The following is a 23679-nucleotide window of genomic DNA, read 5'->3' on the forward strand; positions in this document are numbered from 1 at the left end:
TAGACATTTCCGTCTACTATGCCCCTATTGACCGTCTTTATTCATGACAGTCACGGAGATCACAATCCGATCGGCGCCGGAGCACCCCGCACACCGCCCCGTCTCCGCAGCTCAGGAGCGTACTTCCTCACAGATTACCCGATGTCGGCATGATCAAGGGATGAGTGGGTAATGGACTTGTTTTCGGTTACACACTCAACCGTTATAGCGCCCGCGCAGTTCCGACTTCAGGATTTTCCCCATGGAGTTGCGGGGAAGCCGCGGCAGGAATTCCACCCGCTCCGGCCGTTGGTGAGGCGGCAGTCCCCGCTCCGCCAGAAAGGACGCGAGGTCCGCCTGCGACGGAGGATCACCGGCCGGGACGACCACCGCGCAGGCCATCTCCCCCCGCTCGGGATCGGGCAGGCCGATCACGGCGGCCTCCGCGACGCCGGGGTGCCGCTGCAGCTCCTCCTCCAGCCTGCGGGCGCTGATCGTCTCGCCCTTGCGGATGATCACGTCCTTGAGCCGTCCGGTGACGGTGAGGCGCCCCGCCTCGTCCAGGCGGCCCAGGTCGCCGGTGCGCAGGTAGCCGTCGGCGTCGAAGGCCTCGGCGTCCAGGGCGGAGTCGACGTACCCCCGCATCACCTGGGGGCCCTTCGCGCGGATCTCGCCCTCCTCGCCGGGGCCCAGGACGGTGCCGTCGGCCGCGGCGATCCGCAGCTCCACCCCGGCCGTCGGGCGGCCCTCGGTGAGCGCCAGCGCCTCGTCGGGATCCCCGGCCGCGCCCATGGTCAGGATCGGCGCCTCGGTCATGCCGTACCCGGACAGCACTCCGGCGCCGCCCAGCTCGTCCTTGACCTCGGCGTGCAGCGTGGGCGGTTTGGGAGCGGCCCCCGCCGTCATGGCGCGCACCCGCGGGAAGAGCCGCTCCCCCGGAGTGCGGCGCTGGGCCTGGAGGTAGGCCTGGATGAAGACCGTGCCCGAGCCGGCGAGCGTGACGCCCTCGCTCCGGTGCCGCCCGATCGTGCGCTCCGGATGGAAGGCGGCGTCCAGGACCAGGGTGCAACCGTGGATCAGGCTCCCGCCCAGCCAGGTGCCGCAGCCGCCGATGTGCGCCACGGGGAAGGCCATGCCCACCCGGTCCGCCTCCGTGCAGGCCAGCCGCTCGCACATGCCCCGCGCGGAGGCCAGAACGGACCGGTCCGTGTGCCGTGCCCCCTTGGGGTCGGAGGTCGTGCCGGAGGTGTAGAAGACCCAGCGCGCCTCGTCGTCCCCTTCCGGCGCGGGAAGCGGGCACGTCCCCGTCTCGGGGAGCTCCCCGTCCAGCACGAGGACCTCCCGGCCCTCCGCCGCCTCCCGCACCCCTGCCGCCAGGTCGCGGCCCTGCGGCTGCGGGACGACGACCAGGAGTCGCGCCCCGGTCTGCCGCAGCACGAACCGCAGGTCGGCCGCACCGTAGACGGCCATCACCGGGTTCTGGACGGCCCCCAGGCGGGCCAGCGCGGCGGTCAGCACCAGCGACTCGATCACGGTCGGCCCCTGCCAGGTGACGGGGACGCCCGCCGCGGCGCCGTGCCCGGCGAGCCGGGCGGCCAGCGCCTCGGCCCGGTCCCGGAACCCCGCGAAGGTCATCCGCCGGTCCCGCTCGTCCACGAGCATCTCGGCGGACGGGGTGAGCGCGGCCCTGCGTTCCACCAGGCTCCAGAAGGTCGTCATCACGCCCGCCCTTCCCGGGCCGGGACGCGCAGCAGCCGTTTGAGCAGCTTGCCGTTGGGGTCGCGGGGCAGCTCGGAGCTGAAGTCGAGCACGGCGGGGCACTTGATCGGCGCCAGGTGCTCCCGGCAGTGGGCGAGCAGCTCCGCGGCCCGCACCGCACTCGCCGCGGCCGGATCCGCCAGCTGCACGACGGCCTTGAGCCGTTCGCCTATGTCGTCGTCGGGGATGCCGAAGACCGCCGCGTCCTGCACGGCCGGATGGGAGATGAGGAGGTCCTCGGCCTCCTGCGGGTGGACGTTGACGCCGCCGCTGATGATCATGTCGTCGGCCCTTCCGGCGAGGTAGAGGTAGCCCTCCGCGTCCAGGCGGCCCAGGTCGCCGGTGGTCGTCCAGCCCTGGGGGCTGCGGGCGGCCTCGGTCTTCGCCGGGTCGCCCCGGTAGGAGAAGCTCCCGCCGCCCTCGAAGTGGACCAGGCCCACCTCGCCGGGCGGCAGTTCCGCGCCGTCCTCGCCGAGGATGCGGATGCGTCCCGCCGCGGCCCGCCCCACGGTGCCCGGACGGGCGAGCCAGTCCCGGGAGGTGACGTGGGTGAAGCCGTTGCCCTCGGTCGCGGCGTAGGACTCGTGCAGGATCGGGCCCCACCAGCCGATCATCTGCTCCTTGACCGCGACGGGGCAGGGCGCCGCGTTGTGCAGCACGGTCCGCAACGACGACAGGTCGTGCCGGGCGCGCTCGGCCTCGGGGAGCCGCAGCAGCCGGACGAACATCGTGGGGACCATCTGGGTGACGGTGACCCGGTGGCTCTCCACCAGCTCGAGGAAGGCGCGCGGCTCGAACGAGGGCATCATCACCACCGTCATGCCGAGCGTGACCAGCCCCGCCACGGTGCGGGCGGGCGCGGTGTGGCTCATCGGCGCCGGGGACAGGTAGACGTCGGCGGCCGTCAGCCCGTACATCCTCTGCATGATCGCGCCGATCTCGCCGCCGAGCGCCGTCTGGATCCCCTTGGGGCGGCCGGTGGTGCCCGAGGAGTACATCAGGTCGTGGCCGAGCGGCACGTCCTCGAGCGGGTCGGCGCAGTGGTCGCGCAGCACCTCCGCCAGCGGGGCGCCGCCCTCGGCTCCGTCCACGCTCAACCGGGGTCCGGACACCGGCATCCGGGCCGCGAGGTCGGCGCAGGCGGCCGAGGTGACCAGCGCGCCGGCGCGGGAGTCCTCGACGATGTGGGCGAGGTCGCGGACGGCGAGCCGCGGGTTGAGGACCACGTAGTCCAGGCCCGCGCGGCGGACCGCCCACTGGGCCAGCACGTACTCGGGCCGGTTCTCCATGAGGATCGCCACCGCGTCCCCGGGTTCGAGGCCATGGGAGCGCAGGAAGCGTGCGAGGCGCCAGGAGTCCTCCTCCAGCCCGCGGTAGGTCAGCGGGGGCAGTCCTGGGACGATGACGGCGGGTTTGTCGGGAGTGCGGGAGGCGTGTTCGGTGATGCTCATGGGCTCGGCTCCCCGGGGCAGGCGCACAGGATTCATATAACATATACGGATTGTTCTGGATCGGGAGGAACGACCATGCTCAGTGGACTGCGGGTCCTGGAGGTCTCCAGCTTCGTCGCCGCACCCCTCGGAGGCATGACCCTGGCGCAGCTCGGCGCCGAGGTCGTCCGCGTCGACCCGCCCGGCGGCGCCGCCGACACCGGCCGCTGGCCGCTGACCGGCGACGGCGCGTCCATCTACTGGGCCGGCCTGAACAAGGGCAAACGCTCGGTGACCGTCGACCAGCGCACCCCCGAGGGCCGCGACCTGCTCACCCGCCTGGCCCGCCGCGCCGGCATCGTCCTGACCAACGCCCCCCGCCCCCGCTACGACGACCTGGCCGCCGAGATCCCCGGCCTCGTCCACGTGCAGATCACCGGCCACGCCGACGGCCGCCCCGCCGTCGACTACACCGTGAACGCCGAGACGGGCTTCCCCTTCGTGACCGGCCCCGCCGGAGCCACCGAGCCGGTCAACCACGTCCTGCCCGCCTGGGACATCGCCTGCGGCCTGTACGCCGCCATCGCCATCCTCGCCGCCGAACGCCACCGCTCCCGCACCGGCGAGGGCAGCCGCATCCGCATCCCCCTCTCCGACGTGGCCCTGGCCACCGCGGGCAACCTCGGCTTCCTCGGCGAAGCCGAACTGAACGGCACCGACCGCCCCCGCATCGGCAACCACCTCTACGGCGGCTTCGCCCGCGACTTCCCGACCAAAGACGGCCGCCTCATGCTGGTCACCCTGACCAGCCGCCACTTCACCGACCTGGTGGCCCTCACCGGCACCGCGGACGAGGTCGCCGACCTGCAACGCCTCACCCGCGCCGACTTCACCTCAGAAGGCGACCGCTACCGCCACCGCGAGTCCCTCGCCGCCCTCTTCGAACCCTGGTTCGCCACCCGCACCACGGCCGAGGCCACCGAAGCCCTGACGGCGACCTCCGTCCTGTGGTCCCCCTACCGCACCTTCCGCGAAGTCCTCCAGCACGACCACCCCCTCCTGCACGAGGTGGACCAGCCGGGCCTCGGCAGGCTCCGCGTCCCTGCCTCCCCCATCGACACCGGCGCCGAAGACCGCGGCGTCCGCACCGCCCCCCTCCTCGGCGCCGACACCGAGTCCGTCCTCGCCGACCTCGACCTCGCCCCGGCGTCCATCGCCGCCCTCCGCGCCTCCGGCGCCCTCGGCTGATCCCTCACCGCCCGCAGAGAAGGATGACAGGCGCGCGACACCTTGTTCTCGGAGCCGCCGCCCCGTCCCGGTCCGGCACGGCTCATGTCAGGAGCCCGATGACGGCGATGCGGGCGGGTCATGAGCACATGACCCGCTTCTCCTTCCTGAAAAAGGAGCCTGATATGAACGCGAGACACGGGCCGGTGGGCGCGGCATGGAGAATGAGTACTGCCTTGTCTTTCGGAGCGCCAGGAAATCGATCGTCGCCGTAGTCGAGATCTCCGGTCACACCCGTGATCTTCTTGCCTCCTCGGATCTGACCCAGAGTCTCGAACAGAGCGCTCCGTATCTCCGCACCTGTGTCCTTGCCTTTGGCGTCCTCGATGCCCTGCTGGAGGACCAGCATCGCATCATAGGCGATCGCCGCCTGGCCGTCTTTCGCATCTTTGCAGGCACTTCCCTTCGGGAACACCTCGGCATAAGAGGTGTAGAAGGAAGCTGGATCCTTCGTGCAGTTCTTGCCGAAGGCAATGCTGCTGGCAAAGGAGATGTAGTCCAGCTCGACCCCCGGATAAGTGCGGTAGTCTCCGTTGAGCACCCAACGAGTGATGTCGTCGGCGGCGAGGACCCGGGGGGAGGTGTTGCGGCAGGCCCGTTGCATCCCGCCGAGGAATTCACTGAATTCCTCGGAACGCCCGGCATAGAAGACGAATTCGCCGGTCTTCGCAGCGCACGCCTGTTCACCGAGGTCACCGGCCGACTCGTGAGCCGACGGGGTGGTGTCGTGGTAGGGCAGGATCTCCGTCACCTCGATCCCACGGCCGGAGAACTCCACTCTGGCATCCATGGCGAGGTTCTCGCTGTAGATGTCCTCCGTGTTGCCCGAGTAGTAGATACGCACGAACCGGGATTCAAGCTCACCGACCGCATACTCGACGGCGGCACGTGCGATCCGGAGGTTGTTGGGCCCGACCTGCCGGTATCCCGGGAGGTCGGACATGGCATCGGCAGAAGTGGAGGTCCCGAGCGTGGACAGCCCGATCCGCCCGAGCCGGACCACCGCGTGCGCCGTTTGCCTCTTGCTCAAGCCGAAACCGAGAGCGGCAATCAGTCGCCGGTTCTTCTCCGCCATCTCGACGATCTCCTGGGCCGCGCGTGCCGAATGCTCCATGAGATCACCGGAGTTCACGAGATGGATGTAGACCGGCGTACCCTCACGGAACAACTTTTGCTGCGCTATCGCAATCCCGCGCAATTCTTCACGGGCAAAAAGATATCCGTCATGATCGCCCGATTCAAGCATACTAAAATAGACCACCTCATACCATTCTGGCTCATTTTTTACCTTCCTGTTCATCTCGGTGATCCTGGCAAAACCCTCGTCGGGGCCTACGAGCCGGGTGTCTATGTCCGCTGGATCGGTGATGAAACCGATGCACTGGTATCTGTCTCCGCGGAGCGCCTCGCGGTGGACGTCAGCACGCGGCATGGACATGAACGCCTGGCAGTGCCGGATGTTGAACGTCGATACACCGCCCAGGCCGAAGACGAGAACGGCGAAGAAGGTGATCATCACCAACGGCAGCCGGCAGGGGGGCAGACCCACACGATGGAGATCGGTACGGTAGACCCCTGTCTCCACACTGGACGGGAGCCGGAAGGGCAGCGACCAGGTACGTCGGCTGCCGTCCCTGCGCAGCCGGTGCAGCCACTCTTCATGGACTATCCCCGCATCGGTCGGCGGGTGCGCTCGTATCGCCTGCACAGCGGGCGGAAGGGTGGTGATGATGAGCAACGGATCCCACACGGGGAGATGGGGCCGTCTGGAGCGAAACCCGTTCCGGATCTGCGTGATCGCATCGAGTGCCTTGTACGCGGCCTCGGCTCCGGCCCCTTCGCCTGCGAGGAAGAGCGTGGGGTGGCGACGTCCCATGCGCAACCGACCGGCCAAGCCGCGATAGCCCTGCCGCAGGTCCTCCAGGAACGAACTGACGAGCAGATCGTTGAGGATCTGTTCTTTGCGAGGACCGTCAGGCATTTGTGACAGCGCGAAGGCCAGTTGCACGAAACTGCCAGCGTGAATTTCCGACGGGCGCTGCCGAGCGATGAAGCGCGGCGCACTCAGGAAATAGCGAATTGCGAGGTTCCGCCACCAGGTCCAAGCCACAGGAATGATCAGGAGAAACCACGGGAGTCCTGCCGCAACGTCCTGGATGGTATTGCCGGGGCCGGCCTGCGCGGAGGAAGCCCTGCGGCCGAACAGGCGATCCCGCAGCCGCCTGCCGATCTCGTCGACGAGCTGGTCGCAGTCAGTGACCTCAGGGGCCGGCTTGAGATCACAGATCCAGGAGCTGAGGATATAGCGCGGAAAGCGCAACCGGTAGCTCTGCCTGCCATGAGTGCCAAGGTCGGTCACCGCCCGGTCGAAGACATTTTTGACGACCGGGATCCCCGGCGTCGGCTGGACGTCGCCAGGCCCAAGGATCACCTCTGCGTACGGAGACTTACTCCTTCCAGCGTGACGCAGGCGGTCGAGCAGACCGCGGAACGGCTCCTGCTGAGGATCCTCTCGTATGAGGTGCACGAAAGGGAGGTCCGTATCACGCCATTTGCGCTGGGTCAGCCGATCGAAAAGGCGCAGCAACTGCGGCGCACCCGAAAAGAGCAGGTCCTTCACTTCCTCATGGGGCGGGGACCATCGACCTCGAAAGAGCTTCATGCTCATCCAATCATGACTTTTCGCCAGAAACACATACTCAGTGAGCAACGGCGGCAAAGGGCATCTTTCGTAATTTCTTCAACATGCTCGCACATAGCCGTTTTTCGAGCTACTTTTGTCACGCCCCAGTTGGGTGGCCCAGTCAAGACAGACGACAAAGGTGTACAAAATGGACGAAACGTCCAACTCTCTTCCGAATGAACTTGCGGACCTCGCAGACCTGCTGTCGGAGATTCCAGAGGAACTGGTCGACGAACAGACGAAGGACCTGCTGCTCGCGGGAGAGCGGCTACTCCTTCGGCAGATGGGGCTTGACGATGCCCCGGCGGCCCGGGCACCGTTCAAGGAGGTACTGGCCGGCGTCTCCCGGCGCGGGGTCGTCGCCGAGGCCCGGAAAGGCGAGAACGGCGGTGCCCTCACCGAATCGTCCTTCCGGCATCGATGGGGACGGATGCCGGAGTACCTGTCAGACCTCGTCCACTTCGCCCTACGATCGCTACTGTCGGTGGTGCGGTACCCAAAGCAGATGCATGATCTGCAGACCTCGTCGAGCGAGACACCGCTCGTGCAGATGATCGAACAGGTCGCTTATCAAGAGGCGACCACCACCCACCAAAACCGGGCGTTCCGCCTGCAGACGGCGTTCCAGGCCCTCTTTTCCCACGACGAAGTCCTGGTGCGCGCGCTGCGACGGGTCCATCGGCGCCAGCTCGACGGCTGGTGCGACCTGTATTCCGAGATCCTCAAGGCTCAGGATCTTCGTCTACGCCCAGGCATTACGGTCGAGGATCTCACCCTCGCCCTGCATCTGGCTGGGAAATCCGTCGCCTTCCGCGCCCTCCTAGGCGAAGAGGAGGGCTTGGAAAAGTATGCGAAGGCGATCGACCCTGCAACAGGAACCACGTTCCTCAGCAAGTTCGCCTTGGCCCTTCTCATAGGTTTCATCGATCCCGGTGACGGACGCACCCTGCACCAAGCGGCAGCCGTGGTCCTTGGAGATGAGCCCCCTGCGGAAGGCGGGGATCCGTCGAATCCATGCACTTGCAGGATGTAGTCAGGCCCCTGTCGGTTTTGAATGGCCTTCAACACGCGGCAGGACAGGACCTTGGCATGCTGGGACCGCCTTGCGAAGGATGTCCGTGGCAAACGTACAAGGCCATGTCCACGAGACGGTCACGTGCCATGCCCGACGTCCCCCATGGCTTGGCCCGCTTCGCCGCCTGCGTGCGCGCCGAGCAGTGCGACCGCCGAACTCTCGAAGAACTTCCACCGACGGTCCGCTTCAAGCGAGGCGATTGATCCAGCGGCACCGGCCCTGGCGCGCCCGCTCAGAAAGGCGGTTCCGTCGTGCATCCCGCGTCGTTCGGCTCGTCCTGGAACCAGGGGCCGTCCGGGTCGAAGGCGTTCGGGAAGGACTTGGGGCGTGCGGTTCGGCGTCGCTTCCGTTCCGCCTTGGCGGTGGCTTTGCGGGCGGCCGCGGCCTCTTCGGCCTGCGCCTGGTGGCGGTCGATCCGGACGTGGTCGTCAGCGGTGCGGGCGACGGCTCTCAGGGTGGGGAGCACGGCCAGATAGTGGTTCGGGAGGACGTCGATCAGTTCGGGGACGGCCTCGTGGGCGGCGGGGCCCCAGCGGGCGAGCAGGTCCAGGACGGTGTTTCGCGGGCCGCCGGGTTCGTCCCTCCAGTCCGGTTCACGGGGCCATGTGCGCATCCAGGTCCGGATCGCGTTCAGCAGGGGGGCGTCGAACGCGGGTCGCTGCTCCCTGAGCGCCCAGAAGACGGCCTGGTAGTTCCACTCGAAGTCGTTCCGGAGTCGTGGCGTGGCGAGTTCGGCGACATGGAGCGTCAGCAGGGCGGTGGAGCGGGCATCGGCTCTCTCGATCAGGAAGGCCAGGGCCTGCGGGGATCCCGGTGCGGCCGGAGCGGCCGCGAGAGCGGCGATGGCGTCGATGACTCCGGTGTCGCCGCGGCCGAATCGTTCGAGGAAGCGCACAGCGTTCTCGGCCGAACGTCTTTTCGTGAGCAGGGGAAGCACCGCCGGGAGCAGAATCGCCCGCGCCTTGCGGTGCTTGACGAGATTCTCGGCGAGGCACAGTGCGCCATGCCTGGTCCAGCGGTCTCGTTTCGGACTCAAGAAGGGAACGAGCAGGCGCGCCGCGTCCTGCGCACGGTCCTGGGAGGCGAGGGCCGTCACCGTTTTCCAGAGCGGGTCGTCCAGAGCGGTGACCTTGCTCCTGCGGTAGCCGTCGTGGGCGGCGGCGAAGATACGGCCGTGGCTCGGCCGCCATTTCGCCCCGGAGGCCGCCAGCGCCGCGATGGTGAGGACCTTCAGGGGATCGGAACCCGTCTTCACGACCTCGGCCGCGACAGGCCGGGCCTTCTTCGGCTCCAGGAACAACCGGACGCGCAGCGCTTCGGCCCGGGTCCCGTCGTCGAGTCCCTGGTCGTCCCACAAAGAGCGCACCACCGGAAGAACGTCCGACGCGGGCCCGCAGGAGGCGGCGCGAACCGCGTGGCAGCGCACGTACCTGTCCTGTGATGTCCGGGCGAGCTCCAGCAGGAGGGGAACCTGATCGAGGACGGCCCGGTGCGCCGCCACGGCCTTCGCGCTCCGGCGGTCGCGGGTGCCGTGGCCGATCTCGGAGACCAACCTGAAGAACTCGGAGGAGTGCACTCCTGCGACCGCGAAGCGGACCAGGAACGGGATCGCGGGTGCCGTCGACCTCGACAGTCGGCCGTTGTCCCACAGGTTGTAAGCGCCCCCGTCGAAGCAGGAGGAGCAGTCGGATTCGCCTTCCAGCGCCAGGGTGTGGAACCACTCCCAGGTGTCCTCGCCGAGCGCCGCACGGGCCTCCGCGAGGTCGTCCGCAATGTCTTTGATCATCATAAGGACGGATCGTGACAGACAGGGCGGACATTTCAGGGGTGTGCGGCGGTCGAGCCGGGTGGAACGGAAGCGGCGGGCCTGGACCGCTCTTGCTCCAGGGCCTTGGGTGGGGGTGCGGCGCCTTGTTCTCGGGGGCCGCCGGCCCGTCCCGGCGCGGACGGGTCAGCGGGCTCCCCGCACCAGGCGGCCTGGGCGGGCGCCGGTGTCCTTGTCGTTCCTGCGGGTGATGACGCCGTTGAGGACGGTGGCGGCGTAGCCTCGGGCGTCCTGGAGGAGGCGGGCTCCTCCGGCGGGGAGGTCGCGGGCCACGCGGGGGGCGTCCAGGAACAGGTTGTCGAAGTCGATGACGTTCAGGTCGGCTTTCTTGCCCACGGCGACCTCGCCCCGGTCGGTGAGGCCGTACAGGTGGGCGGTGTCGCGGGTCTGCTTGCGGACGACGTACTCCAGGGGGAGGCGTTCGCCGCGGGTGCGGTCGCGGGCCCAGTGGGTGAGGAGGTAGGTGGGCATGGAGGCGTCGCAGACCATGGCCACGTGGGCGCCGCCGTCGGCGAGGCCGATCACCGCGGCGGGGTGGAGGAGCATCTCGCGGAGCGCCTCGTGGTCGTGGTCGCTGAAGCCGAAGATGGGGACCATGAGCATGGCGTGGCCGCCCTCTTCGAGCATGAGGTCGTAGAGCTTGGCCATGGGGTCGACGCCCTCGGCCCGCGCCAGGGCGGCGACCGAGCGCTCGGGGGCGGGCTCGTAGTCGGGGGACGTGCCCAGCGGGAAGATGCGGTCGGTGAGGAACGCCTGGCCGAGGGCGATCATGTCGTCCATGCTGCCCGGACGCGGTTCGCGGTCGGGCTCGGACAGGATGCGCTCGCGGATCTCGGGGCGGGCCAGCTGCGCCAGCAGCTCCTCGCCGTCGTGGCGGGCGGCGAGCTCCTCGAAGGTGGGCCGCATCGTGAAGGCGTGGCGGCCGGTGAAGCCGACGACCATGCCGAAGGGGCGGGCCGCGACCTGCGGGTAGACGGGGGCGCCGGCCTCGTGGGCGGCCCTGGACTCCGCCAGCATCTCCTTCCACAGCTCCGGCGCGGCGTCGACCTGCAGGAGGGCGAAGGTCACCGGCAGGCCGGTCTCGGCGGCCAGCCGCCTCATCCACTCCATCTCGCGGTGCGGGGCGACGATGTCCTCGCCGGCGGTGCCCATCGGGGCCAGCTCGAAGACGGCGCGGCCCCCGGCCGCCGCGGCGCGGCCGAGCGCGAACAGCTCGTCCTCGGTGGCGAACGTGCCGGGCACGGGCGTGCCGTCCATGGCGCGGTGGGTGACCGTGCGGGAGGTGGAGAACCCGAGCGCCCCGGCCCGGACCGCCTCCTCCACCAGTTCGGCCATCCTCGCGACGTCCTCGGGAGAGGCCTCCTCGTTGCGCGCGCCGCGCTCGCCCATGACGTAGGCGCGCAGCGGCCCGTGCGCGATCTGGACGCCGAAGTCGACCGCCAGTTCCCGCCCGTCGACGGTGTCGAGGTACTCGGGGAAGCTCTCCCACTTCCACTCGATGCCCTCGGAGAGAGCGGCGCCGGGGATGTCCTCCACGCCCTCCATCAGCTCGATGAGCCATTTCTCGCTGCCGGGCCGCACGGGCGCGAAGCCGACGCCGCAGTTGCCGGAGACGAGCGTGGTCACCCCGTGCGAGGCGGACGGGTCGAGCGCGGTGTCCCAGGTGACCTGGCCGTCGTAGTGGGAGTGGATGTCGACGAACCCGGGGGTGACGATCATTCCCGCGGCGTCGACGGTCTCGGCGGCGTCCCCGGCGAGGCCCTCGCCCACGGCGACGATGACGCCGTCCCTGATCCCGATGTCGGCGCGGCGGGCCGGGGCGCCGGTGCCGTCGATCAGCATGCCTCCGACGATGGCCAGATCGTACATCTCATCCCCTTCCGGAAGATCCACAAATACTCCTTCGCGGGGCCTTTAGCGGGCGTTAGCAATAATGTATAAGATATTCTTTCCCTGAACCAGCCTCTCCGAGGAGCAGGTCCATGCCACAACCCGGCCTTCCGCCGATGCGCACCGTGCTCGAGTACCCCTACACCCGCACGACCGGCCCCGTCATCGGCGCCTTCCTCACCGGGATCAGGGACGGGCGGCTGCTCGGCGGCCGGATCGGCGCCCAGGTCCGCTGCCCTCCCCTGGAGTACGACCCCGGGACCGGAGCGCCGGCCGACCTCGACCCCGTGGAGGTCGGCCCCTGCGGCACCGTCTCGTCCTGGACGTGGGTGCGGGAGCCGACCGCGTCGCACCCCTTCCGGCACCCCTTCGCCTTCGCGCTGATCGTCCCCGACGGCGCGTCGACCGGCTTCCTGCACGCCGTGGACGCCGGAGGCCCCGAGCGCATGTCCACCGGCATGCGGGTGACGATCCGCTTCAAGGAGCAGCGCGCCGGCGCCGTCACCGACTTCTGGTTCGTGCCGGAGGAGGACGGCGCCGAACCCGCCCCGCCCGTCGAGGGCGGCGAGCCCGTCACCCTGACCGAGCAGCCGCTCTCCCTCACCTACACCGAGCCCTACCACCCGCACCGGGTGCGTTTCCTGACCGGCCTGCTCGAAGGCGTCGTCACCGGGCAGCGCTCTCCCGTCACCGGCAAGGTCTACGTGCCGGGCCGCGGCTACGACCACCTCGAACGCACCCTCATGACCGAAGAGCACGACGTCGTGGTCGCCGACCGCGGCACCGTCAGCTCGTTCACCGAGATCACCCCGGTGCGGTACCACGGGCAGAAGGAGACCGAGCCCTACATCAGGGCGTCGATCCTGCTGGACGGCAGCGACTCCCCCATCACCGGCGTGGACATCCGCACCATCCCCCTCGCGGAGTTCCGGGTCGGGCTGCGGTTGCGGGCCGTCTGGAAGCCCGAGGGAGAACGCGACATCAGCGCCTTCGACAACCGCTCGACCGGCGGCTGGGAGGGCGTTATCGACCGGTGGGAGCCCACCGGCGAACCCGATGCGGACACCCGCGCACTCGAGGAGCACGCGTTTTGAGCCACGACTTCCGACCGGTCGCCGTCGTCGCGACCGCGCTGACCCCGGCCTACGCGTCCTTCGCCGGGCCCGAGGCCGCCCTGGTGATGACCTGCGTCAACGAGCTCCTGGAGACCACCGGCCTGCGGCGGGAGGAGGTGGAGTTCACCATCGCCGGGAGCTGCGACTACCTGGGCGGCACGCCCTTCTCGTTCGTCATGAACCTCGAGGGCGTCGGCGCCTGGCCGCCGGTCTACGAGAGCCACGTGGAGATGGACGGCGCCTGGGCGCTGTTCGAGGCGTGGCTGCGCCTGCAGTGCGGGGACGTCGACACCGCGCTGGTCGTCGGCTCGGGCCGGGCCTCGGCGGGCCGCCAGCGCGAGGTGTTCGCACTGCAGACCGACCCGTACACGATGACCCCGCTCGGCACCGACCCCGTTTCCCTGGCCGGGATCCAGGCGCGGGCGCTGCTGGACTCCGGCAGGGCCACCGAGGCCGACTTCGCCGCCGCCGCCGCCCGCGCGCTGCCCGGAGCCTCCGTCGAGGAGCTGCTGAAGGCCGACTACTGGTGCGATCCGCTGCGCGCCCACGACGTCGCCGCTCCGGCGGACGGCGCGGCCGCGCTGATCCTGGCGGCCGGGGACAGGGTGCGGGAGCTGCCCGGCACGCCGGTCTGGATCACCGGCATGGACCACCGGATCGAGTCCCACCATCTGGGCCTGCGGGACCTGACCTCCTCGCCGTCCGCCGCGCGGGCGGCGCGCGGCGCGGGCGTGCACGAGGGGCCGGTCGACGTGGCCGAGCTGATGGTCGTGCACAGCCCGGAGGAGGTGGTCCTGCGCGCCGCGCTCGGCCTGGACGAGGCGGTGCCGGTCAACCCCTCCGGCGGCCCCCTCGCCGGCAACCCGGTCATGGCCACCGGCCTGGCCCGGGTCGTGGAGGTCGCGCGGCGCATCGCCGCCGGGGACGCCCGCCGGGGGCTGGCGCACGCCTCCAGCGGCCCGTGCCTGCAGCAGAACCTCGTCGCCGTCCTGGAAGGAGAGCACTGATGGCCCGTCCCTGTGCCGTGGTCGGCATCGGCCAGACCGACTACCGGCGGCGCCTGGAGGTGAGCCTGGAGGGCCTGGTGCGCTGGGCCGCCCTGGAGGCCCTGGAAGACGCCGGGCTGACGTTCGCCGACATCGACGCCGTCGTCATCGGCAAGGCGCCCGACCTGCTCGAGGGCGTCATGATGCCGGAGCTGTCGCTGGCCGACGCCCTGGGCGCGGTCGGCAAGCCGATCCACCGGGTGCACACCGCCGGTTCGGTCGGCGCGGCCACCGCGATCAGCGGTGTGACGATGGTCGAGTCCGGGCGGTACGACCGGGTGCTGGTCGTCTGCTACGAGAAGCAGTCCGAGGGCAACGCCACCTGGGCGCTGTCGGGCGGCAAGTCCGGCGGGCAGGGCGCGGGCGGCACCTTCGCGCCGTGGATCCGCAGCTACATCAAGCGTTCGGGGGCTCCCGAGCACATCGGCTGGCAGGTGGCGGTCAAGGACCGGAGGAACGCGCTGCGCAACCCGCACGCGCACCTGCGCATCCCCGACATCTCGGTGGAGAAGGTCAAGGAATCGCCGATGCTCTGGGAGCCGCTGCACTTCCTGGAGTCCTGCCCGTCCTCCGACGGGGCCGCGGCCGTCGTCCTGGCCTCGGAGGACCTGGCGCGCAGGGGGCCCGCGAAGCCCGCCTGGGTGATCGCGCACGCCAAGCGCAGCGAGTACGCCTCCTTCCCCGGCCGCGACCCGGTGCGCCCGCGGGCCGGGGTGGACTGCGCCGAGGCGCTCTACCGCAAGGCCGGGATCACCGACCCGCTGCGGCAGATCGACTGCGCCGAGCTCTATGTGCCCTTCTCCTGGTACGAGCCGATGTGGCTGGAAGGGCATCTGCTGACCGCCCCGGGCGAGGGCTGGAAGCTCACCGACAGCGGGGCCACGGAACTGGGCGGCTCGTTCCCGGTCAACCCGTCCGGCGGGGTGCTGTCGTCCAACCCGATCGGCGCCTCGGGACTGGTCCGCTGCCTGGAGGCGGCCCGCCAGGTGCGCGGCACGGCGGGCGAGCACCAGGTGGAGGGGGCGAGGGTGGCGCTGGGCCACGCCTACGGGGGCGCGGCGCAGTACTTCGCCATGTGGCTGGTGGGCTCCGAGCTCCGGCCGGCGTTCGCCTGAGGCGTCCGGGGCCGGGACGTCCCGGCCCCGGGGCCCTTGACCGGGCGGCCCGCGGGTGCCATTTTTGAAGCACCTTCCAAAACTCCTTGGAAAAAGGAGATCGTGTTGTCCACCCCCGAACTCGATCTGCCTGCCCGGTCCGTCCCGCGCAACCTCCCGGGGCTGCCCATGCCCCGCGACGCCGACCTCCTCTTCCGTCCGGAACTGCGCCCGCGCGTCATCCGCGAGCCCCGAGGCCGGTTCCCCTTCCCCGTCCCCAACGGCTGGTTCATCGTCGCCGCCTCGGCCGACCTGGCCCCCGGCGACATCCGGCCCCTCTACGCCTTCGGCAGAGACCTCGTCCTGTTCCGCGGAACCGACGGCGTCCCGCACGTCCTCGACGCCCACTGCAGCCACCTCGGCGCGCACCTCGCCGTCGGCGGGAGGGTCGAGGACTCCTGCATCCGCTGCCCGTTCCACGGCTGGAAGTTCGACGGCGCCAGCGGCGAGTGCGTCGACGTCCCCTACGACGACGTCGACCACATCCCCCAGCGCGCGTCGATGCGCACCTACCCCACCATCGAGCGCAACCACATGATCTGGGCCTGGCACCACCTCGAAGGCGGTGAGCCGTTCTACGACGTGCCCATCGTGCCGGAGTTCGACGACCCCGACTGGTCGCCGATCGTCGTCCGGGACTTCCAGATAGCCACCTGCTGCCAGGAGATGGCCGAGAACAACGTCGACCGCGCCCACTTCAAGTTCGTCCACGGCACCGACTCCGTCCCCGAGGAGGAGTTCCACGTCGACGGCGCCTACAAGAAGGCGGTCGGCAGCGGCGGCGACTTCGTCCGCGAGGGCTTCGGCCTCGGCCTGGGTGTGCTGCGACTGAAGGGCTGGACGACGTTCGTCTCCAGCACCACCCCGCTGGACGAGGACAACGTCCACGTCCGCTGGATCTTCACCTCGCCGCGCTCCCTCGGCCCGAACGCCGCCGAGGAGGCGTCCCTGCTGTTCTGCGAGGGGCTCAGCCAGGACATCCCGATCTGGGAGAACAAGATCTACCGGGAGCCGCCCGTCCTGCGGCCCTCGGAGAAGGACGTCAGCGAGCACCGCCGCTGGTGCCGCCAGTTCTACTCGCTTCCCCGGGAGGACGCGTGAGCCGCCGCACCCGCTGGGTCTCCGAACCCGCCCCGGCCTCCGGGCTGACCAACTCCGTGCCGCCCCTGCCCTCGCTGGAGGCCGTCTACCTCACCGACCCCGAGGCGCTCGCCGAGGTGCTGCCCCCGCCGCTGACCCCTCCGAAGCAGCCGCGCGTCCACGTCCGCGTCACCGACATCGACCTGCAATTCGGCGAGTACCGGCACAAGGAGCTCGTCGGCTACTTCGCCGTCGAGGCCGAACTGGACGGCGAGCCCGGCGAGTACCCGCTGCTCATCCCCATCGACATGGAACCGGCCATCGCCATCAGCCGGGAGCGGTTCGGCGAGCCCAAGAAGCTCGCCGACATCGAGCTCACCCGCGCCGACGACGGCGCGGTCCACGCCGCCATCACCCGCCAGGGCGTCACCTTCATCGAGATGACCGGGCGGATCACCGGCGACCTGCCCGTTCCGGACCCGTACCCGGCGCGGCAGTTCTGGTACAAGTTCCAGCCCGCCGTCGACGGCACCGGCTTCGACGGCGACCCGCTGCTGGTCCGCATGGAACAGGTCCGCAGACCCGAACGGGTCGAGGCGGTCGAGGGCGAGCTCGTCCTGCGGGAGCTGCCGGGCTGCCCCGTCGTCGACCTGCCGGTCCTGTCGGCGCCCGTCCTCCGGTGGACGCGCCGCTCCAGCCAGAACGTCCCGAAGGTCGTCGGCCCCGTCGATCCCGCTGCCTTCGCCCCGTACGCCCCGATCCGGTACCAGTGAGCCCCAGGAGGCACAGATGAGCGAGCGCTACGTCCTCATCTCGACCGACAGCCACGCGGGCCTGCCCGCGGAGGGATACCGCGAGTACATCGACTCCCGCTACCACGAGGCGTTCGACGCCGCGCAGGCCGAGGCCGAGGCCATGCGGCGGCTCGCCGAGACCGACGAGCACCGCAGGTTCCTCAACGAGTGGGACTCCGAGATCGGCCACCACGGCGGCATGAAGGGCGCCTGGGACCCGGCCGTGCGCAACAAGGAGATGGACCACGACGGCGTCGCCGCCGAGGTCGTCTTCCCCGACGCCGACTCCGCGGGCGTCGGCGGCGTCGCCAAGACCCCCTTCACCGCCGGGCTCGGCTCCACCGGCAGCGACGACGCCGAGATGACCCTGGCCGGGGCGTGGGCGCACAACCGCTGGATCGCCGACTTCTGCAAGAACAGCCCCGAGCGCCGGGCGGGGGTGGCCATCGTCCCGCTGCACGACATCGACGCCGCCGTGCGGATGATCGAATGGTCCGCCGGCAACGGCCTGCGCGGCGGCATCATGATCCCCACCAAGTGGGGCGCCCTGCCCTCCTACAACGACCCCGTCTACGACCCCGTGTGGGCGGCCGCCGCCGAGACGGGGCTGCCCGTCCACACCCACTCCGGCGTCGGGCCCGACGAGGACGACTACGGCATCACGCCCGGCCTCATCGCCATCTACACCGTCGAGGCCTACTGGTGGGCCGCCCGCCCGCTGTGGGCGCTCATCCTGGGCGGCGTGTTCGAGCGGCACCCGCGGCTCAAGTACGTCATCGCCGAGAACGGCGCCTGGTGGACGCCCGACATCATCAGCCGGATGGACAGCAAGTGGGAGGGCGACCACGCCACCCGCAAGTTCGGCCCGTCCGCCTTCCGGTCCGGGCTCACCATGAAGCCCAGCGAGTACTTCGACCGCAACTGCTGGATGGCCGCCTCCGTCATGGGCGACATCGAGGTCGAACGCCGCCACCTGATCGGCGTCGGCAACCTCATGTGGGGCAGCGACTACCCCCACCCGGAGGGCACCTGGCCGCACACCCGCCCCTGGCTGGCCGAACGCTTCGGCGGGGTCCCGCGGGACGAGGTGCGGCGCATCCTCGGCCTGACCGCCGCCGGGGTCTACGGCTTCGACCTCGACGCGCTCGCCCCGCACGTGGCCCGCGTCGGCCCCACCGTCGAGGAGATCCACGGAACGGAGGCGCCGTGAGCGGATTTCTGCAGGACTTCCGCGGGCGGGTCGTGGTCGTCACCGGAGGCGCGTCCGGCATCGGACGCGCCCTCGGGGAGCGCTTCGCCGCCGCCGGGGCCAGGGTCGTGCTCGCCGACGTGGAGGCCGAGGCCCTGGACCGTACCGTCAAGGAGCTGTCCTTCGTCGGCGAGGTCGCGGGCGTCCGGACGGACGTCACCGACCCGGCCTCGGTGGAGGCGCTCGCCGCCGAGGTGTACGAGCGGTACGGGGCCGTGCACGTGCTGGTCAACAACGCCGGGGTCGGGGCACCGTCGGCCAAGGTGTGGGAGACCACCCCGAACGACTGGCGGTGGGTGCACGCGGTGAACGTCTTCGGCGTCGCCCACGGCGTCCAGGCGTTCGTCCCCAGGATGCTGGCCGGCGGCGAACCCGGCCACATCGTCAACACCTCCTCCGGCGACGGCGCCGTCAACCCGCTGCCCGCCGCGTCGGTCTACGCGGCGAGCAAGGCCGCGGTGTCCACGCTGACCGAGTGCCTGGCCGTCCAGCTCCGGGAGGAGGCGGCTCCCATCGGGGTCTCCCTGTTCCTGCCGGGCGGCGGGCTGCTCGACACCGGCCTGTGGACCGCCGACCGCAACCGGCCGGACGAGCTGGCCAGGGAGCGGCCGCGCACCACCCCCGCCCTCACCGTGGCCCAGCTGGTCGAGATGACCGCGGCCAAGGGCGGCCGGCTGCCCGTCCAGCCGCTCGACGAACTGGCCGAGCAGGTCGTCGAGGGCATCAGGAACGGCGCCTACTGCATCACCGGCGACCTCGCCGCGACCGCCGCCACCCTGCGCGACCGGGCCGACCGGTGGTCGGCCGGACTCTGCCCGACCGTTGTGGACGAGCATGGAATCCTGTCCTGAGAAGGCGCGGCGGCACGGGCCGCCGCGCACCGGTCAGGAGCATCGTGAACGACATCGAGCACTCCCCGGCGGGTCCGGGCCGCACGGGCGGCCGCGGCCCCGGCCGCCCGCCCAAGATCGACCGTGCGGCCATCGCCCGGGTGGCGAGCGAGATCCCGCTGAGCGACCTGACCCTGCGGCTGGTCGCCGAGCGGCTCGGCGTCAGCGTGCCCAGCCTCTACCACTACGTGCGGGGGCGGGACGACCTGCTGAAGCTGGCGGCCGAGCAGTCGGTGACCCGGCTGAGCCTGCCCGTCGACCGCGGCCAGCACTGGGCCGTCTGGTTCTGCGAGTGGGCGTACTACATCAGGGAGGCCTTCGTCCGCGACCCGGGACTGTTCGCCCAGTACGTCAAAGGGGCGATCAGCCTCGAGGTGATGGCCGAGCCGGTGAACACCGCGCTCGGACTGTGCCTGCGCCAGGGCTTCTCGCCCGAGGAGGCGCGGCGGGCCTACGACCTGGTCTCCGAGTGCGCGCTGGGCGCGGCGGTCACCCGCCTGCGCGACCGCAACCGGCCGTTCGAGCCGGAGCTGCGCAGGGTCCTGGCGCGCGGCGACCGGGACCTCCCCCACCTGGAGCGGCTCGCGGCCGGCCCGTCCCTGCTGGAGCCCGCCCCCTTCACCGAACAGATCCACACCGTCCTGGCCGGCATCGCCGTGCGCCGGGGCGAGGACTGGACCGAGCTCTCCGCGCTGCTGGAGGCGGTCCCGGGAGACTGACTTGAACGCACGGCCCGCGCGCCCCGGCCCGCACGCCGCCGGGGCGCCCCTCGGCACGCTCTTCGACGCCCTGCTCGCCACCGAACCCGACCTCCCCTCGCTCGTCCAGGACGGCGACGTGCTCACCTACGGCGGCTGGTGGCGGGAGTCCGCGCTCGCCGCGAGCGCCCTGGCCGAACGGGGCGTGCGGCCGAAGGACATCGTGGCGCTGCTGCTTCCCTCGGGCCGGGCGTTCGCCGTCTGGTACCTGGCGGTGCTGCGGCTGGGCGCGGTCGTCTCGGCCGTCAACCCGCGGCTGGGGCCGACCGAGATCGACCACGTCCTCGCCCGGTCCCGGCCCGTCCTCACCGTCACCGACGCCCCCGACCGGGTCCCTTGCGGCTCCGTCCTCGATTCCCGCGGCCCCTCCCCCGGGGGCACCCCCTCCGTCGAGGGCGCGTTCGAGGCGGACGGCGGGCACCCCGCCGTGATCGTCTGGACGACCGGGACCACCGGGCTGCCCAAGGGCGCCTGGTTCGACCACGGCGCCCTGCGGTTCATCGGCGGCAACCTCGGCCCGCTCAGCGCGCCCTACGACCGCAAGCTCATGCCGGTGCCGTTCGCGCACTCCGGTTACGTCACCCGCGTCTACGAGCAGGTCGCCCACCGCTCCGCGCTGGTCCTCACCCCGCCCGTCTGGAGCGCGCGGAGCATGCTGGATGTGCTCGAGCGGGAACGGGTGACGCTCGGCCAGGGCGTGCCGACCCAGTGGGAGAAACTCGTCATGCTGGACGAGCTCGACGAGGCGGACCTGTCGTCGCTGCGGCTGATAGCGACCGGGGCGAGCCGCGTACCGGCCGCTCTGGTCTCCCGGCTGCGCGAGCGGATCGGCTGCCAGGTGGTGGTCAGGTACGCCAGTACCGAGGTGCCCTTGGCGTTCGGCACCCGCCTGGACGACCCCGCCGACGTCGTCGCGAGCACCGTGGGCCGCCCGCTGGGCGGCGCCGAGGTCCAGATCCGCTCCCCGCTCGGCGAGTCGCTGCCCGCGGGGTCCGTCGGCCGCGTCCACCTGCGTTCACGGGCGATGATGCGCGGCTACTGGAAGGATCCCGAGCGCACCGCCGAGACGATCGGCCCGGACGGCTGGCTGGCGTCCAGCGACCTCGGCTCCCTGGACGCCGACGGCAACCTGACGATCGTGGGCCGCGCCGACGACGCCTATCTGCGCGGCGGCTACAACGTCTACCCGTCCGAGGTCGAGGCGGCGCTGGCCGCCCATCCGGAGGTCGCCCGGGTGGCCGTCGTCGGCACCCCCGTTCCCGTCATCGGCGAGATCGGCGTCGCGTTCGCCGTCCTGCGGAAGCCGGAAGCGGCCACGGCCGAGGACCTGAAGTCCTGGTGCCGCGGCCGCATCGCCGACTACAAGGTCCCCGACGAGGTGGTCTTCGTCGCCGACCTGCCGGTGAACGCCACCTTCAAGGTGGACGTCGCCCGCCTGCGCGAGGAGGCCGCCCGGATCGCGGGCGGCGCTCCCCCGCGGGCGTGAGCGGTCAGGACGGCAGGTCCGCGAGGTCGAGGCGGGCCAGCCGCTCGGGGTCGGACAGGATGTCGATCGCGGCGATCCGCTCGCCGGCGACGGTGAAGCTCATGATCGAGAAGAGTTCGCCGTCGACGGTGTTGACCAGCCCGGCCATCCCGTTGACCAGCGCGGGCCGGACGGTCGAGAGCGTCGCCATGCGCTGGAAGGTGGCGGCCTGCCCGGCCACCGCCTCCAGACCGCGCAGGACCTTCATGCCGCCGGGCAGCGCCTTCCCGCCGTCGGCGCGCAGCACGACGTCGGGATCGAGGACGGCCACCAGCGCGGTGAAGTCGCCGCCGCGCGCCGCGGCGAGGAAGGCGTCGACGACGCGCCGCTGCGCGACCGGGTCCGGCTCCGGCTCGGGCGCCTCGCCCCGCACCCGCTGCCGGGCCCGGCTGGCGAGCTTGCGCGCGGCGGCCGGGGTGCGGTCGACGATCGGCGCGATCTCCTCGAACGACATGCCGAACATGTCGTGCAGGACGAAGGCGAGCCGCTCCGCCGGGTTCAACGCCTCCAGCACCACCAGCAGCGCGAGGCCCACCGAGTCGGCCATCAGCGCCTGCCGCTCGGGATCGGCGCTCTCCTGGCTGATGATCGGATCCGGCAGCCGTGCCTCCAGCGGGTCCTCGCGCCGCGACTGCCGGGAGCGCAGCATGTCCAGGCAGACCCGCCCGACGACCGTGGTCAGCCAGCCGCCGAGGTTGTCGATCTCGTCGGCCTCCGAGCGCGCCAGCCTCAGCCACGCCTCCTGGACCGCGTCGTCGGCCTCGGCCAGGGAGCCGAGCATCCGGTAGGCCACCGCCTTCAGGTGCGTGCGGTGGTCCTCGAACCGCCGGGCCAGGAAATCACGTTCGTTCATGCTCAATCCTTCGTCAGGTCTCTGCACTCATGACGAATGAAACTCCTGGGATGTGACCGGCAGAGTCCGGTCACACTCGTTGAAGTCCATGCGTCATGCCTCCGAACACATCGAGTGAACGGAGCAGCAGACGATGAACGAGAACGACGTCCGCGGGACAGTGGCCGACGGTTTCGAGGCGGTGCGCGAGGAGTTCGCCGCCGTGGTGGCCGAGGAGGGCGGCACCGGCGCGCAGCTGGCGGCCTACGTGCACGGCAGGCGGGTGGTCGACCTGTGGACCGGGGACGAGGCAGCCGGCGACGCCCTGACCGGCGTCTACTCCTCGACCAAGGGCGCCGCCACCCTGGTGGCGGCACTGCTGGTCCAGGACGGGGCGCTCGCGCTGGACGAGCCCGTCGCCCGGCACTGGCCGGAGTTCGCCGCCGCGGGCAAGTCCGGGATCACCCTGCGGGACGTCCTCACCCACCGTTCCGGCGTGATCGGCGTCGACGGCGGGTTCACCGCGAACGAGCTCGCCGACGACCGGACGGTCGCCGGGCGCCTGGCGGGGCAGCGGCCGTACTGGAGGCCGGGCTCGGCCTACGGCTACGGCGGTTTCGTGGTGTTCGCGATCGTGAACGAGGTGATCCGCCGCGTCACCGGCACCGCCCTGCAGGAGATCTTCGAAGAGCGGATCCGCGCCCCCTACGACCTGGACCTGTACCTCGGCCTGCCGGAGGCGTTGGAGGACCGCTACCGGGAGATCCTGCCCGGCCTGGCAACGCCCGAGGAACTCGCCGCGTTCTGGGCGACCGTCCCCGGCCCGCACAGCATCACCGGCATCGGCTACGGCCTCAACTCCGCCCTCCCTCTGGACCAGGTCGCCTTCCTCAACACCCGCCGGGTGCGCGCGCTCGGCCAGGCCTCCGCCGGAGGCGTGGGCAACGCCCGGGGCCTGGCCGCCCTGTACGCGGCCGCGGCCTTCGGCCTGGACGGCAGGGCCCCGCTGCTCGAGCCCGACACCCTCGGCGAGTTCGCGATGCTCCACTCGACCGGCGCCGACCTCGTCACCGGACCCCAGGGCCAGTACGCCCTCGGCTTCCAGGCCAAGGGCCTGCGCTACCCGTTCCTGGGCGCGAACGCCTTCGGCCACAACGGCTCGGCCGGGTCGGAGTCCTTCGCCGACCCCGTCAGCGGCGTCGCGTTCGGCTACACCCGCCGCCGCTTCTCCTTCAACTGGTCCTATCCCGAACACGACCGGCTGGCCGCGGCCGTCCACCGCGCCGCCACGGACGCCTGAGGAGGCCCT

18 protein-coding genes are annotated in these 23679 nt (G+C 70.9%); 12 read left to right on the forward strand and 6 right to left on the reverse strand.

The annotated features are described in order from the left end of the window. Positions 1 to 195: 195 nt before the first annotated feature. Both C2865_RS28305 and C2865_RS28310 read right to left on the reverse strand, forming a co-directional pair. Positions 196 to 1698 (reverse strand): class I adenylate-forming enzyme family protein, encoded by a 1503-nt coding sequence (locus C2865_RS28305; RefSeq protein ID WP_106401637.1) that lies wholly within the window; start codon positions 1696 to 1698, stop codon positions 196 to 198. Continuing rightward, a complete protein-coding gene (locus tag C2865_RS28310) occupies positions 1698 to 3188 on the reverse strand; it encodes an AMP-binding protein (protein WP_106401638.1) in 1491 nt (496 codons plus the stop codon). The genes C2865_RS28305 and C2865_RS28310 overlap by 1 nt, the downstream gene beginning before the upstream one ends. 75 nt (positions 3189 to 3263) lie before the next feature. Here C2865_RS28310 and C2865_RS28315 point away from each other — a divergent pair, with 75 nt between their 5' ends. Further along, positions 3264 to 4415: a CoA transferase gene (locus C2865_RS28315; RefSeq protein WP_106401639.1), complete on the forward strand. Its 1152-nt coding sequence runs from the start codon at positions 3264 to 3266 to the stop codon at positions 4413 to 4415. A gap of 118 nt (positions 4416 to 4533) precedes the next feature. On the opposite strand, the gene C2865_RS28320 is transcribed toward C2865_RS28315, so the two are convergent. Continuing rightward, a complete protein-coding gene (locus tag C2865_RS28320) occupies positions 4534 to 7074 on the reverse strand; it encodes a type 1 periplasmic-binding domain-containing protein (RefSeq protein ID WP_106401640.1) in 2541 nt (846 codons plus the stop codon). 211 nt (positions 7075 to 7285) lie between these two features. On the opposite strand from C2865_RS28320, the gene C2865_RS28325 reads away from it, so the two are divergent. Continuing rightward, positions 7286 to 8170, forward strand: coding sequence for a hypothetical protein (locus C2865_RS28325; protein WP_106401641.1), 885 nt, complete (start codon positions 7286 to 7288; stop codon positions 8168 to 8170). Positions 8171 to 8444: 274 nt separating this feature from the next. Here the strand turns inward: C2865_RS28325 and C2865_RS28330 are convergent, their stop codons facing one another. Then, positions 8445 to 10001 (reverse strand): hypothetical protein, encoded by a 1557-nt coding sequence (locus C2865_RS28330; RefSeq protein ID WP_106401642.1) that lies wholly within the window; start codon positions 9999 to 10001, stop codon positions 8445 to 8447. Positions 10002 to 10163: 162 nt separating this feature from the next. Continuing rightward, a complete protein-coding gene (locus C2865_RS28335; RefSeq protein WP_106401643.1) occupies positions 10164 to 11906 on the reverse strand; it encodes an N-acyl-D-amino-acid deacylase family protein in 1743 nt (580 codons plus the stop codon). Positions 11907 to 12019: 113 nt separating this feature from the next. Between C2865_RS28335 and C2865_RS28340 the strand changes: the two genes are divergently transcribed. The 9 genes from C2865_RS28340 (at position 12020) to C2865_RS28380 (ending at position 21499) form a co-directional block, all read left to right on the forward strand. Then, positions 12020 to 13021: a Zn-ribbon domain-containing OB-fold protein gene (locus C2865_RS28340; RefSeq protein ID WP_198653665.1), complete on the forward strand. Its 1002-nt coding sequence runs from the start codon at positions 12020 to 12022 to the stop codon at positions 13019 to 13021. Then, the gene (locus C2865_RS28345; RefSeq protein WP_106401645.1) at positions 13018 to 14049 is read left to right on the forward strand and encodes a lipid-transfer protein; all 1032 of its coding nucleotides are present in this window, start codon (positions 13018 to 13020) and stop codon (positions 14047 to 14049) included. Before C2865_RS28340 ends, C2865_RS28345 begins: the two co-directional genes overlap by 4 nt. Beyond that, positions 14049 to 15203 (forward strand): thiolase domain-containing protein, encoded by a 1155-nt coding sequence (locus tag C2865_RS28350; RefSeq protein WP_106401646.1) that lies wholly within the window; start codon positions 14049 to 14051, stop codon positions 15201 to 15203. The genes C2865_RS28345 and C2865_RS28350 overlap by 1 nt, the downstream gene beginning before the upstream one ends. Positions 15204 to 15308: 105 nt before the next feature. After that, positions 15309 to 16343, forward strand: a complete 1035-nt coding sequence (locus C2865_RS28355) for a Rieske 2Fe-2S domain-containing protein (protein WP_198653666.1) — start codon at positions 15309 to 15311, stop codon at positions 16341 to 16343. After that, the gene (locus C2865_RS28360) at positions 16340 to 17095 is read left to right on the forward strand and encodes an acetoacetate decarboxylase family protein (protein ID WP_106401647.1); all 756 of its coding nucleotides are present in this window, start codon (positions 16340 to 16342) and stop codon (positions 17093 to 17095) included. Before C2865_RS28355 ends, C2865_RS28360 begins: the two co-directional genes overlap by 4 nt. Positions 17096 to 17111: 16 nt before the next feature. Further along, the gene (locus tag C2865_RS28365) at positions 17112 to 18326 is read left to right on the forward strand and encodes an amidohydrolase family protein (RefSeq protein ID WP_106401648.1); all 1215 of its coding nucleotides are present in this window, start codon (positions 17112 to 17114) and stop codon (positions 18324 to 18326) included. Next, positions 18323 to 19216, forward strand: a complete 894-nt coding sequence (locus tag C2865_RS28370) for an SDR family NAD(P)-dependent oxidoreductase (RefSeq protein ID WP_106401649.1) — start codon at positions 18323 to 18325, stop codon at positions 19214 to 19216. The genes C2865_RS28365 and C2865_RS28370 overlap by 4 nt, the downstream gene beginning before the upstream one ends. Before the next feature lie 44 nt (positions 19217 to 19260). Next, on the forward strand, positions 19261 to 19974 hold the full coding sequence (locus C2865_RS28375; RefSeq protein ID WP_198653667.1) for a TetR/AcrR family transcriptional regulator: 714 nt from the start codon (positions 19261 to 19263) through the stop codon (positions 19972 to 19974). Between the two features lies 1 nt (position 19975). Continuing rightward, on the forward strand, positions 19976 to 21499 hold the full coding sequence (locus C2865_RS28380) for a class I adenylate-forming enzyme family protein (protein ID WP_106401651.1): 1524 nt from the start codon (positions 19976 to 19978) through the stop codon (positions 21497 to 21499). Between the two features lie 4 nt (positions 21500 to 21503). Here C2865_RS28380 and sigJ read toward each other — a convergent pair whose 3' ends face one another. Then, the gene (sigJ, locus tag C2865_RS28385; protein ID WP_106401652.1) at positions 21504 to 22391 is read right to left on the reverse strand and encodes an RNA polymerase sigma factor SigJ; all 888 of its coding nucleotides are present in this window, start codon (positions 22389 to 22391) and stop codon (positions 21504 to 21506) included. 133 nt (positions 22392 to 22524) lie between these two features. On the opposite strand from sigJ, the gene C2865_RS28390 reads away from it, so the two are divergent. Beyond that, entirely contained in the window at positions 22525 to 23670 is a 1146-nt protein-coding gene (locus C2865_RS28390) for a serine hydrolase domain-containing protein (protein ID WP_106401653.1), read from the forward strand. The last annotated feature ends 9 nt before the right edge of the window (positions 23671 to 23679 follow it).

The sequence above is a fragment of the Actinocorallia populi genome (genome assembly GCF_002995495.1).
Classification (GTDB): Bacteria; Actinomycetota; Actinomycetes; order Streptosporangiales; family Streptosporangiaceae; genus Actinocorallia; species Actinocorallia populi.

Coding starts and splice junctions, on each gene's coding strand:
- C2865_RS28305 (WP_106401637.1), bottom strand. CDS start 1,698: ATGACGACCTTCTGGAGCCTGGTGGAACGCAGGGCCGCGCTCACCCCG.
- C2865_RS28310 (WP_106401638.1), bottom strand. CDS start 3,188: ATGAGCATCACCGAACACGCCTCCCGCACTCCCGACAAACCCGCCGTC.
- C2865_RS28315 (WP_106401639.1), top strand. CDS start 3,264: ATGCTCAGTGGACTGCGGGTCCTGGAGGTCTCCAGCTTCGTCGCCGCA.
- C2865_RS28325 (WP_106401641.1), top strand. CDS start 7,286: ATGGACGAAACGTCCAACTCTCTTCCGAATGAACTTGCGGACCTCGCA.
- C2865_RS28330 (WP_106401642.1), bottom strand. CDS start 10,001: ATGATGATCAAAGACATTGCGGACGACCTCGCGGAGGCCCGTGCGGCG.
- C2865_RS28335 (WP_106401643.1), bottom strand. CDS start 11,906: ATGTACGATCTGGCCATCGTCGGAGGCATGCTGATCGACGGCACCGGC.
- C2865_RS28340 (WP_198653665.1), top strand. CDS start 12,020: ATGCCACAACCCGGCCTTCCGCCGATGCGCACCGTGCTCGAGTACCCC.
- C2865_RS28350 (WP_106401646.1), top strand. CDS start 14,049: ATGGCCCGTCCCTGTGCCGTGGTCGGCATCGGCCAGACCGACTACCGG.
- C2865_RS28365 (WP_106401648.1), top strand. CDS start 17,112: ATGAGCGAGCGCTACGTCCTCATCTCGACCGACAGCCACGCGGGCCTG.
- sigJ (WP_106401652.1), bottom strand. CDS start 22,391: ATGAACGAACGTGATTTCCTGGCCCGGCGGTTCGAGGACCACCGCACG.
- C2865_RS28390 (WP_106401653.1), top strand. CDS start 22,525: ATGAACGAGAACGACGTCCGCGGGACAGTGGCCGACGGTTTCGAGGCG.